A 12,715-nucleotide genomic window follows, 5' to 3' on the forward strand; every position below is an offset into this window, starting at 1 on the left:
GATTAGGCATTTCTATTTGCAGTATTTTCATTGCCTCACTTATTGTGTTTTATCAATAACAGGATTCGTCTGAAGCAATATAGTTGTCTGTATGGACAGGGATCTTATTTCTCACGCCAGGTAAGTTCTTATGAATTTATGGCTCTGTTAAATTCAGGTGTAACAAGATAGTACTTTTTCTCTCGTTGCAGAAAAAGTAAAATTTAAGTTAATCAATTACCCTTTCATCTTCGCTCGCAAATAATACTTATTGATTGGATACTGATATGAAAGTAGTGATGGTATCATTGCCATATAAATACTAAAGGACTACAATAATGCAATACTTTTGTTCCATCCCCGCAAAAACTGTCTTCTGATACTAAAGCTAACTCAATGATTTATTGAGCTTGTTGAATTAATAGTTAAATTAGAGAGCAATAAAAATTTTTTAAAAAAGAGAAGTAAGTAAAACTATTGACACACGAAGAATCTCTAAGGAATTGAGGTTTATTAAAAAAGGAGCTTATTATGTTTCATGTAGACAATAGTGGTGAAGGCAATTGCATGTATTATGCATATAGCATTTCTTTAATGTATTTTTTACGAACGAAAAATACTCCTCAACTGACAGAAGATATCTTTAATAAGTTAAAGCTTAAAGAGGATGATAAAGTCAGTTTGCGAACCCTGTTATCTAAGGAGCCAAATCAAGAATTTACCTCTGATGAGATCAAAACTATTATTGAACCTCTCTTGGGAAGAGCAACAAGAGATTTGGCAGCAGAACATACAAAGGATGAGTTCAAAGCGTCTCCTCAGGATACGCCCTTATTTACTGCGTCTAAATACGGTTTAGAGTATTATTTCAAGCTGCAGTTTAAGACTAAATATTCGGAGTTGTCAGAGCTTATCAACCATGAGTTTACTCATACCGATTTTACTGAAGCAGAAATATATCGAGTAAGTGGTATGAACACTGCGATGGAAGAATTCGCCAAAACAAGATTTCTTCAAGTCAGAGAGGATTTTAATCGTGAGTGGGCAATTAAAGAGCAACAACTCAAGTCAAAAGGTAAATGGCCAACTGAAGGTACTCTTCAATCTCAAAAAGCACATCTTTTAGATAATATCTTGAGAAAAGAAACGGTTACGTTTTTTTCAGTCGATGATGATAAGCATCTTAAACAATATAAAAATCATCTGCAAAATGAATCCGTATGGGGCACCGAAGAAACACTCTTTGTCTTGCATCGAGCCATTCAGGGTGAACTCATGGTACGTAATAAGAAAGGAACTATTGATACGTTTTATGATAATGAAATTGTGCTACATCTTCATAGAAATGGCAGTAGTCCTTTTATTCAATCAGGTAGTCCAGTAATGATATTAAATAATCAAAATAACACTCATTGGACCTCTAAAATACCTGATTCAATATTCTCGCCTAAAGAATCCATTGAAATAATCCAAAAAGATTACCCTGAAGAAATTGCTCTATTTGTTAGAGAAAGCCATCAGAGAGGACCAAGAATAGCAAGGGCACTGAGGCAGATGTATATAAAAGGAGTGGAGGGCGATGAAAAGTACTCCCCGGAGCGCTGTAAAGAAATCGCACAAAAATATCTAAATTATGTAAAATATAACAATCGCCATTTTCAACTAACTGAGGTGACGCAGTTTTTAGAAGAAATGGACAAACTCATTAAGAATAAAACGGCCATAGATAAATCCAGTACAGTTGATTCCAGCCCTAAGTTACAGGTTAAGGAGGTAACTTCCCAGGCGCAGATAACGAGTACAGGAAAAGTTATGGAAGAGGTTTTACCGGTTAGCTTGGAAACCAAAAATGAGTCGTTGCACATTCAGTTTGTAGAGGGGCTTACACCTGTTGTATTGGAAGAATATCCTATTCCTAATGTCGAATTTATGAGTAAGGATAAAAGTTTTGCAAACAAGAAAGACAAACAGTTTACGCATCCTTATAAAGATGAAGATGTCACCATGTTGTATAAGACTATTTATGATTGGAGCGATTCTTTAACAGATAGATCATTTAGAAGTTTGATCAATTCTTCATTAAGAAAATATGAATCGAAAATATGGGGAAGCCTTTGGGGAGCCTCCAGGAGAGCAGAAGTAGAAGGTTATTTAAAAGGAAATTGCGGTTCAAAAGCACTCGCCATGATCTTTATGAATGGAGAAGAGGGTTCAACATTAAATGAGTGTTTGTTTATCAAAATCGTAGAAACAATTAAAAAGGAAATTAATAAGTATCCAGGCATGTTGGAAGAACCGCAATACCAATTAATCTCTCAATTTAATTTGGAAGAGCACGGAGCGTTTTACCTTGCGAAAATGAAATCTCATGATGAAACCATCTCAGCTTCGCAGCGTCAACTACAAGATGCGTCAAGTTTAACATGTTGAAATGCTGGGCCTGGACACTACTCAAATTGAAAAGAGCTCTTTTTTAGAGCTCAAATTGAATTATTCATATTATGAGTCCAGAAAATATATGCTTAGATCTTGTCAAAAGTTAGGGTTGATCCCTTTTTGTTTTTCGAGGTCTTCTTTTTCTTGTGGAGATTCTTCTGTCTGCTGTACAGTTGGTATCTCAGGGGGTTCTGGTTTTGTGGATTGCGGGGTAGATAATGGAGGATCATCTGTAGGATTTGGTGTTTGTTGTTTCTTTTGATATTCATCTAAAGTAGGAAGTTTTTCCATCTCTTCTTTGCTCGGTCGTAAAGGACCTTCTGTTAACTCTTTATCTCCTCTGAATAACTTTCCATCCCTTGAATAAGCTAAAACTTTATTTGTTTCTTTATCAATCATGATAAAGTTCTGATTCTCAGCTAATTTTTTAGCAAAATTGAGTGCATCCTCATCTGATTTAAAGGTTAAACTTGTCCTGTTTCCTTCGATTTTTGGTTCGTGTTTTTTATACCATTCATCATCATCTTTATAAAGTTCTTTGTAAGCGGCGACTAAGCCACTAACTTTTTCAGATTGGACCGTTGCCGTTACAGGAGGGGGGCTTGGATTATGTTTTTGATAATGCTCTTGAACTGTCTTCAATTTCGTACCATTTTCATTAAAAAGTTCTTGATATTCTTTATAGGCGTCCATACTAGCCTTATCATTTGCTTCTTTAATTCTCATATACTCATCATAGGCTTCATCATTTAGCTTTTCGCACTCTTCAGGAGTTATGGCTCCGCTTTCTACTTTAGCATTATTCACTTTACAGGTTTCATGATAGTTTTTAGAGGCTTCATCAGATTTAGCTTTATTCAATTCATCAATTTTTAGATAGACGTCATGAGCCTGTTTGTTGGCGGTGTCAAAGGCTTTTACAGCGGCTTCTTGGTCTTCGATTTTAGGAGGAGAGGCCATAGCTTTGAGTATCGCTTGCTTTACTAGACGCTGAGCTTCTTCAAGTTTTTTACGCTCCTCTTCAATAAGCGCTTTTAAATTCTCTATATTAGTTGACATAATAGTACTCAAAACCCATATCCTACATATATAAATGTATAGCATAAAACTGAAACAGTAATATTAGTATTGGGCGTAACTTATAAGTAAGGTTTGAAGCCCATCGTTTAGAAAGAAGAAAAATATAAGTAGCCTATTGACGTAAAATTAAGAACGGCAAGGAATGCGATAAGCTCGGAGCATTTTTGCTCCGAACTAACGATACTATTTTGCAGGAACCTCTTTCCACCAATTAGTTTTGGTTTCTGTTGCCCAGTGCCCTTCGCGCATGCGAGAAACAAATGCCTCAGCTTTTTCAGGAGAGGACATTTTTTGATCTAACTTAATGCACCAATCCCATTCACCGGTTGTAGACCACATTTTTTCCACGCCTTCCCATTTTGCCATTGCATTCATGTCGGACATCGATTTGTTACTTTTTACAAAAATTACACTATTCCATGCTTCCATTATTACTATCCTTATAAAATGTTTAAATGAACTGCTTGAGTGACTCAAGCATATTAAGAATAGAATAATTAAAGTGTTCTTTCCATGTATCTCATAATTTTTTATTATTTGATTTTTATAGGAATTTTACTTATAGCAAATAATTTTGAACGGATTGAGTACAGAATCGATATATAAATAACTAGCTGATTTTAGGAAAACAGCCATTTGTTAACAATATCATAAGTTTTATTTGATATCATATTGGTAATTTAATTTATTTAATTTTTTAAAATGCGTGATAAAAAATTCGAGATCCTTTCTTGCTCTATCGATCAAGATCAAGTGAATGTTGCCCAACAATGGACTAAAACATTTATATATAATTCAAAAGATGATCATGCAGTTAATATGACCCAGTTGTTGCTGGCCTGTTTGGCCTACGGTGACTTCGGGGTACATCCTTATCTATCCAAATCTCCTGAATTACAAGCCCCATCTAATCTTCTAAGCATTGTTGATTATATATCTCATGCGAGCCGCGTGATTCTTGATTATCAAGAACTATCGGAAGCGAATAAAAAGGAATTATTAAAGTTTTTCCCTGTTCCCGGAGGAGACAATAAAATTTTTGCTCGCTCAGCTACTCATAATGTGTATCGCGGCGGAAAGGGAGAAATTGTAGAAGGGAAGGGCTTTTTGTTGGGGGTAATAGGACAATTGCCCGAAATGATCAAATTAGCCCTGGATTTTGGGATTAACATCGCCATGGGGGGAGAAGGGCAAAAGAATTTTTATGGTAAAAAAATATCAACCAATGGCTGCAGTGGTCATTTTTATTTTCACCGCAATGACCAAGATAACTTACTCATGCTTGGGTTGGAACAATCAGCCCCGGCAGCTTCTCCCTTAGCGTTTGTTTGGGGGACAGAAAAATATCCTGATGATGTACAACAAAATCATGATCAATTTGGTCAGGGACACTCATTGACAGGTGCTTCTGATATTTATACTGCTGCAGGATCTTTATATTTTAGTGATCCCGTTTATCAAGCAAAACTCTTATTGGAAAAAGGGGTTTTTCCGCCGGATAAATACGGGGCAATGCAAGTCAAGGTTACCGACGCAAATTGGCCGAAAATCAAAGAATTTCTAGAGCAATTGAGGGCACTGTCTGATGAAATGCATAAGGAGCAACTGTTAGATTTACTGCTAAAAACCAAGCCTTCTACGGCAAAGCCAGCTAAAGAAGACTACAAAAGTTATATTGCACTTGATTTCCAAAGTTATTTAAAACGCGTCTATCAAGTTTTTATTAGTGAAGAGGAGTTGGATTCGGAGAGTCAATTGCGCTTCTACACATTACAGTCTAATTTATTAGCTACTATCAAAAAATTACAACAAGGCCAAATTGAGAGTTATGAGTTTTTTAAGGAACAGATTGCAGAAATAATTGGAATAAGAAATATTCCACCTGAGTACCGAAAGGCGATAATTCGTATTCAACAGTTATTTGAATTACAACTTAAAATCGATCCGAAACTGAATCAAACACATGAAGAGCTCTTACTAAGAAACCAATATGATGATTTGCAGGAAGAAAGTAAAGTTATCTTGGAAAAGCTCTTGGAAATTCAAAGATATTTCCAAGAGCAACCTCCTACAGAAGAACAAAATGAACTACGAGTTTTTCTTCTGCAACTCGACATGCAAATTAAGGAGCTAGAAAACCCATTTGCTTCAAAAGAGCCAGTTGATTTAGAATCAAGTTGGGTGATGTGTGACTTTCCTGTTTCCATTAATACGGATTCTATTGAAAAATTGAGACAAACAACAGAGCGAGCTAAAGCACTTACTAAGCAAAACCCTTTAACAGGAAGGGAAGGAGTTTCTTTCCCCCAAGTACTATCAGGATGGCAAGAAATACTTGTACCATTGTCTCAAATCAATCTTATTGATTACACGGAATTAAACTTAAATGATTTGGCGAAGCAATTTAATGAATATGTGGATTTTTTAGCACAGCAAGCGGAAATTCTTAATCTCTGGGAACGCGAGCCGTCGCAAACCAAGAATCTCCTGGTTAAGTACTCCGATGAAAATCCTGAGCTTGCCCATGGCCATGCTTTTATAGCGCAATACCGTGAGAGTACAATTCTGAGGCGTTTATTTGCTTTAGACACTTCTGATCTTTGTACTCACCGTTTTAGACCCTATGAAGGACCTAATACACAATGTAGGGAGCAACTACCTGAATCATATTGGGGCAAAGTCAGCACACTTCTTACAGCAGGATCTGATGTGATTGCGATGCTTCGAACTTTAAAAAACCTGCAAACACTTAAAGTTTCATGGGAAGATATGAGTCGTACAGCAACTTTATTGAAAGAGGCAGTAGAGCGATTTGAAAAAGCACGTGAAGCGGTAGCGAAACATCACTGCAACATTTCAGAAGAAGCCCCTAAGGCAGTTTTTGAAAGTCCATTTTTCTACCCCATCAGCGATGAAGCATTAAAAACAATGAAAGGTGTGCAACTTGTTACTCTATGTCTGGAGGAGTTGAATGCAAAAACACCGAGCATTTTGGTGAAACGTATCACGAGTAATCAAGAATTATGGCAAAGTATGAAAGAGGCACTAGAAACTGAAATAGAGGATTTCAAAAGGCGCAAAGAAAATGTTGGGCAAAAAATTACTACATTGGATCAAATTCGCGGTTTCTGGGAATCAGTGAATCAGTTTAAAGAGAGTACTGAGCTGCACATTAAAGAGAGACTTCTGGGGGAAATGCAACTTTTATCGAAAGAATGCCCCTTTATTTTTGGGGTTGAGGAAGCGATTAAAGAAGCTCAAACCGAGTTCGAACTGTTGCAAGAATTCTTATTACAGTTGGGAGATTTAGCAAATAAGGTAGATAAATACGCAGCACTTCAAATATTGGAGCAAGAATATCAGAAGATTACGGAAAATGAGCGAAAGTATTATACACCTCAATTGCTTGGGGCCAAGGAGAGTGTATGTCAGTTTTATCTTGAGAAAATCAATGCATCAAAAACAATTGGTGAGAGGAGAGCACATTTTAATGTCTTCCATCAATTATTTGAAAAACTGCCGGTTGAATCACAAGAACAATTCAAGGATGAACATGAAGCAAAACAAAGAGAAGAAAATTTGTATGTATTACATGGCCATTTAGAACGAGCACCTAGTGTAAATGCTAAGCAGCACATATTTGAAGATGAGTTGTTCTCTACCATCATTCGGGATTTTAAAAACATAAAGAGCGAGCTCACCTCTGAATGTGCCAAAAAGGTTCATAAACGAATAACAAGAGCCAAAGCGATTTATAAAAATCTTATTGATGGCAAGGCCATTGAACCGGAATCTTCATCTCAATCTGTGGATGTACTTCTAAAGGAACTGGAGCCTGTGCTTGATAACCTTATTGACAGTGATCTGCAAAGCAAATTGATAGCAGCAGTGCTTCAAGATGAAACACTGAAACAAGCGATTTTAAAGAAAAAACAGGCAATCCTAAAAAAAGAAGCACACACAAAGTTTACTTCGGAATCAATTCAAGATTTGTTAACCTTAAAAAAATTCCGAGACGAAAAAATTGCTCTAAGCAAAAGAGAAAATTATGATAGCGACTATGATAAATCAGTTAATCAATTTTATAGCAAAGCCTTAGATATACGTTTATCAGACGACTCACTGCAAAAGCAAGTTAAAGATATACTTGAAACTGCAAATACTGAATTTAGTCATCGCAATGACAGACTTCGTTTCGCTGCTGATGTAGCTATGGTCATTAGTGCCTTCGCTCTTGTAGGGATTTGTATAGGGCTGGGGCGTTTAGCTTTAGGCAAGACTTTATTTTTCAGTGATGCAAAAACTGATAGAGAAGTAGAATTAAAAGATAAGTGGCTTGTTAAAGAGTTACCGGAAGATGAGAGTAACGCTCAAATAATGGCTGCTCCTGCTGCATAAGCAAAAGGAGCAGTCGAGCTCAAGATATCTAAAAATAGCAATTCAGCGCGAGGGCTCCAGTCACGAATTTGGCTGCATGCGGTCCGGTTACTGAAAACCAAACACCGCCAATAAGACCGATATTGGAATTAAAATTATATTCGAGGGCGGGGGCCAGAGAAACCTGTTCATTTGCTCTTCCTCCTATACCTGCAACAGTTCCGCCTGGAGTAAATCCTGGATTACCATCGAAGTGGCTTCCCGGACTATGTACAAATAGCGCTTCAAAAACGGGGACCCAGTTTTGCGTTAGCGTGTACTCAAATGCTAAATCAGCAGAGTAACTATTATCCAGCCTCACTTTACCTCTGGTTCCGGAGGTGCCGCCAAAAACGCTCATGTTATGAACGGTGATATCACTAAACTTCGCACCAACTAAACTCAAACGTGTTCGTAAGTAACGTCCATTATGGAGCTGAATCAATTTTTGGAAGTTAAAGCCAAGATAGGTTTGGTAAGCGCCTAAACCTGTTTGATCGGTACCCAATCTTTGAGGATCCAGGTTTTCAAAGCGTCCCGTGGGAAAAACTTCTTGCACCACCACACGGAGATCAGGGAGCCATGAATTTTCTTTTTGTCGCAGGACTTGAGCCCCTAAACCCAAACTATAATCACCAATGCCATTTCCATGTTGCCTGTCGTCCCAACTGTAGTCATAAGGCAGAGAAGTTTGTAAATCTACAAAACTGAGAATCCCCACACTTAAAACAGGAATGACTTCAAAATTTCTAAATCCTTTGGGATAGCCGCTATAGAATGCATAAGGTTCAAAATTTATATGGCCTGCTGGTATTGTTTTTCCAGCTGGCGCGAGCAAAGGTCCTGTGAACCATGGACTTGCAAGTGCAGTATGAGCAAAAAATAATAATAGAAAAAGCAATCTTAAACGCATAGTGAAATAGTTCTTATTATGAAAGGAAAATAGAATTTAAAACTTTTTTCATATTAATGGAATCTATTTTTACTCACTACTTAAACTTTTTTTGCTATCAATGACTTGTTCGTCAAAAAAATTTTCACAGTTCACATTTTTAGAGTATCAAGCAGTTTCAAAATCAAGCAAATGCGCCCTTGATAATTCATTTTATTTCAGCAGATGGATCACTAGAGGGAGAAGCAGCACATTTAAAAGACCCGCTAAGATCATGATTAGGCTCGCAATTGCTCCTTCAGCATGACCTATTTTATGGGCTTGTGCAGTACCTGCAGCATGTGCTCCAGCACCTAAAAGCGCACCCCGAGCTAGGGTTGAAAGAAACGATAAGCGTTTTATAATGGATTCTCCCATAATCGCTCCCAATATACCTGTGATAATTACGAATATGGCCGTCAGTTCAGGGAGACCGCCAATACTGTGTGATACTTCAAGAGCAAAGGGTGTGCTAATCGATCGGGGCAGCAGACTTAATTGTATCTTTTCATCAAGGCCTACTAGTATTGCTAATGACCAACTCGATAGGATTGCAGTGAAACTACCGGCAATTACACCAATCAAAAGTACTCGCCAATGCTGGCGAATGAGTGCACGTTTTTCATAAATGGGAATTGCGAAAGAGACAGTTACTGGTCCAATTAATTGAACGAGCCATTTTGTTCCCTGAACATAATCTTGATAACTTACATGCAGCAAAAGAATAAGACCACCAACAATTACTGGTGTTAAAATAAGTGGCATTAACCACCAAAATACCCACCTTCTATATAATTTTTTGGTAATAAAATACAGACCTATCGTTATGAAAGACCAGAAAATTGCTTGTCCTACTGGTTTAAAGAGAATGGGGCTTAGCACTATTTCTCCGATAAAAATAATCCACAACAATTGCAGTAACAAGCATCACACATAGTGTGCTGAGCAAAATAACAAAGAGAATTTTAAGGCCTAAGAGACCGATAAGCTCATGATGCTCGAGTACCGCAAGTGTGGCTGGAATAAAAAAAAGCAACATATCTCCAAGGATCAATTCAGCTCCATTTTTTATGAGATTCAGTGTTAGGCGTTTTGTTGCTAAAAGCAACAAAACCATTCCTAGACCAAAGATTCCACCAGAAAATGGAAGCCTTAGGAGGTGAACAATAAGTTCACTAGTAAGCCAAAATAGACATACTAATCCAACTTGGAGAAACGAATTGTGCTGAATTTTTGATGTAAAATATTTGATCATTATGATTGCTCATTTTTCAATAAAGTTTACACTTTTTTACAATATGAATAAAATGAATTTATAGACTAATAATCATTCTAAAATGGAATAATTATGGAATTTAAACTACTCCGTGCTTTCGTGGAGGTTGTGCGCCAAGGAAGTTTTTCCAAAGCTGCGGAAACTCTTTTTGCTACTCAGTCAACAGTAAGTAAAGCGATAAAGCAGCTTGAAGATGAACTGGGAGTTCCTCTTATTGAGCGATTTAAGAAACGGAATGTACCGACTACCGCGGGTGAAATTGTCTATCGCCGCGGCATTAAGCTACTTGCTGATCGTGACGATCTTCTCAAAGAGCTTGATGCAATCCGCGGTTTGAAGCAAGGACAACTGCGTTTGGGTATTGCTCCGGTGGGGAGCAGCACTTTATTTGCCCCTCTTTTTGCTCAATATAATCAGCGCTATCCAGGTATAGAGGTAGAGCTTATTGAACATGGAAGTGTTAAGCTTGCGGAATGTTTACGAGCAGGTGAAATAGATTTTGCTGGAACATTATTATCAAGTTCTGAAGAGTTTAATTGTCAACTAATCCGTAGTGAACCTCTTGTTGCACTTTTGGCGTCGGGTCATCCTTTGGCAACTCGACGCTCAATTTCCTTGTTAGAGCTTAAAGATACACCATTCATCTTATTTAATCGTGATTTTGCCTTATATCGAATGATACTGGATGCGGGGCGTCAAGCAGGTTTCGAACCCAAAGTAGTTGCCCAAAGCAGTCAGATTGATTTTATGGTCGAACTTGTTGCTGCAGGCCTTGGTGTTGCATTTTTTCCACGAATGATCGCTCATGAACGCTCAACTCCCCAAGTTTGTTCTCCTTTACTTGAAGGAGATGAGTTTCAGTGGAATATGGCTATGACCTGGCGCCGTAATGCGTATCTTTCTGATGCTGCAAAAGCATGGTTGGCATTAGTACGTGAAGTACATGCAGACCCCAGGAATGGTTGAAAATCCTTCGTGAAAAATTAACTTTATGTTGAGTCAAAATGACCCAACATCGTTATTGCTTGTTATAGAGTATGCAATCGTTCCAGTTCAGATAAGGACTGTTCGAGTGTTTCCAGGATGAAATTGACTTGTTCTCGATTAATTGTCAAAGGTGGTGCTATTCGGAAGACGTTACCAAACTGACCTCCTTTTCCAACTAATAATCCTTTATCCTTACACAGATCCATTAATTGAAATGTTTCATCAGACGCGGGTGTTTTTGTTTTTGGATCTTTGACCAGTTCAATCCCTAAAAGCAAACCGCGACCGCGAACATCTCCAATGAGGGGATATTTCTTTTGAAGTTGCAGGAATCCGTCTTTGAGTAGTTCGCCCATGATACGTGCATTTTCAACCAGCCCTTCTTCTTTAATAATTTCCAATGTGAGCTTGGATTGAATCATTTGTAAGGGGTCACCAGCAAAGGTATTAAAATACGTTTTGCCTGTCATTGTTTCAGCTACTTCAGTTTTCATAAGAACTGCCCCCACTGGAGCGCCGTTACCAAATCCTTTAGCCATAGTCACCATATCGGCATCGATATTTAGGGTTTTGGTAAGTAACAGATCACCACCACCACGACCAGCTCCTGTTTGTACTTCATCACTAATGTATTTGCCGCCATAATTATGGACAATACGGGTAACTTCACTAAAATAATCATCAGGAGGTGTAATAAAACCACCTACTCCCATTACAGGTTCCAGTATAAATGCAGCAATCTTTCCATGAGTTGAATTCTGAATGGTTGTTTCAACATTTTTTGCACAAGATAAATCGCAGCTGTCTGGCTTTTGATTAAACGGACAACGGTAACAATAAGGTTCAAGCGCAGAGGTTACACCGGCAACTGGTTGTCCTTTGAATCTCCAGAGTGAATGGCCGCATGAGGCAAGTGCAGCAGAAGTTCCTCCATGATAAGAATGACGCACATTCACTACCATTGTTTCTCCAGTTGCATGACGAGCTGCCATTATGGCAAGTTCATTGGCCTCTGAACCCGAGTTAGTAAACGATACTTTGTCCATACCATTGGGTGCTTCTTCAAGTAAACACTCCGCGGTTTCAACGGGTGCCTGGTTTAAATAAAGAAGGGTTGTGTGTTGAATTACATCATTTTCTATTGCTTCAATAAGTGCTTTTTTGATTTTGGGATGATTATGTCCTGCTGAGATGCAAACAATTCCGCCTATGGCATCAAGGTAACGCCTTCCTTCAGAGTCCCATACATAGGCATCTTGTGCTTTGACAAGCTGAATTGGTTCTTTATGGTAAAAAGCAGCGGTAGGTAAAAAGTGTTTTTTTCTGAAATTAATAAGCTCTTCATTTGAGCGCAGTTGCTTTTGATTATTACTCTCATTCATGAGGGTTATTTCCTTTTGTATTTGTGAAGACTTGAACTTGTAAATAAAGAGCTTTTGCAAACTTCTTTTACTTCAAATCCTTGTTGAATTATTTTGGGACTTACATCTTTTTTCAGTATTTTTGAATCTATTTTCTTTGGAATTCATATCCTTATCATTCTCCTATTTTGTATTTTCGCCATTAAAAATGAAAATAAGTTGTGTGTGTTGCGTCGCCTAAAAATAATG

Annotated in this window: 9 protein-coding genes; 3 read left to right on the forward strand and 6 right to left on the reverse strand. The window is 37.8% G+C overall.

Going from position 1 to position 12,715, the window contains the following annotated elements; all coding sequences use genetic code 11:
• Nucleotides 1–510 precede the first annotated feature (510 nt).
• Nucleotides 511–2,409, forward strand: a complete 1,899-nt coding sequence (locus tag Ltuc_RS15770) for a hypothetical protein (RefSeq protein ID WP_058519735.1) — start codon at nt 511–513, stop codon at nt 2,407–2,409.
• A 102-nt stretch (nt 2,410–2,511) separates the two neighbouring features.
• Here the strand turns inward: Ltuc_RS15770 and Ltuc_RS02260 are convergent, their stop codons facing one another.
• Both Ltuc_RS02260 and Ltuc_RS02265 read right to left on the reverse strand, forming a co-directional pair.
• Complete coding sequence (locus Ltuc_RS02260) at nt 2,512–3,474, reverse strand: hypothetical protein (protein WP_058519736.1); 963 nt, start codon at nt 3,472–3,474, stop codon at nt 2,512–2,514.
• 204 nt (nt 3,475–3,678) lie between these two features.
• On the reverse strand, nt 3,679–3,924 hold the full coding sequence (locus Ltuc_RS02265; RefSeq protein WP_058519737.1) for a hypothetical protein: 246 nt from the start codon (nt 3,922–3,924) through the stop codon (nt 3,679–3,681).
• Between the two features lie 273 nt (nt 3,925–4,197).
• Here Ltuc_RS02265 and Ltuc_RS02270 point away from each other — a divergent pair, with 273 nt between their 5' ends.
• Entirely contained in the window at nt 4,198–7,893 is a 3,696-nt protein-coding gene (locus tag Ltuc_RS02270; protein WP_058519738.1) for a LepB GTPase-activating domain-containing protein, read from the forward strand.
• A gap of 28 nt (nt 7,894–7,921) precedes the next feature.
• Here Ltuc_RS02270 and Ltuc_RS02275 read toward each other — a convergent pair whose 3' ends face one another.
• The 3 genes from Ltuc_RS02275 to Ltuc_RS02285 all read right to left on the reverse strand — a co-directional run bounded on the left by Ltuc_RS02275 (nt 7,922) and on the right by Ltuc_RS02285 (nt 10,097).
• The gene (locus Ltuc_RS02275; RefSeq protein WP_058519739.1) at nt 7,922–8,824 is read right to left on the reverse strand and encodes a hypothetical protein; all 903 of its coding nucleotides are present in this window, start codon (nt 8,822–8,824) and stop codon (nt 7,922–7,924) included.
• Nucleotides 8,825–9,016: 192 nt separating this feature from the next.
• A complete protein-coding gene (locus Ltuc_RS02280; RefSeq protein WP_058519740.1) occupies nt 9,017–9,724 on the reverse strand; it encodes an LrgB family protein in 708 nt (235 codons plus the stop codon).
• Complete coding sequence (locus tag Ltuc_RS02285) at nt 9,702–10,097, reverse strand: CidA/LrgA family protein (protein ID WP_058519741.1); 396 nt, start codon at nt 10,095–10,097, stop codon at nt 9,702–9,704. Before Ltuc_RS02285 ends, Ltuc_RS02280 begins: the two co-directional genes overlap by 23 nt.
• 93 nt (nt 10,098–10,190) lie before the next feature.
• Between Ltuc_RS02285 and Ltuc_RS02290 the strand changes: the two genes are divergently transcribed.
• On the forward strand, nt 10,191–11,084 hold the full coding sequence (locus tag Ltuc_RS02290; protein ID WP_058519742.1) for a LysR family transcriptional regulator: 894 nt from the start codon (nt 10,191–10,193) through the stop codon (nt 11,082–11,084).
• A gap of 62 nt (nt 11,085–11,146) precedes the next feature.
• Here Ltuc_RS02290 and Ltuc_RS02295 read toward each other — a convergent pair whose 3' ends face one another.
• Nucleotides 11,147–12,487, reverse strand: coding sequence for an aspartate aminotransferase family protein (locus Ltuc_RS02295; RefSeq protein ID WP_058519743.1), 1,341 nt, complete (start codon nt 12,485–12,487; stop codon nt 11,147–11,149).
• Between the last annotated feature and the right edge of the window lie 228 nt (nt 12,488–12,715).

It is taken from the genome of Legionella tucsonensis (assembly GCF_001468035.1).
Taxonomy (GTDB): Bacteria; Pseudomonadota; Gammaproteobacteria; order Legionellales; family Legionellaceae; genus Legionella; species Legionella tucsonensis.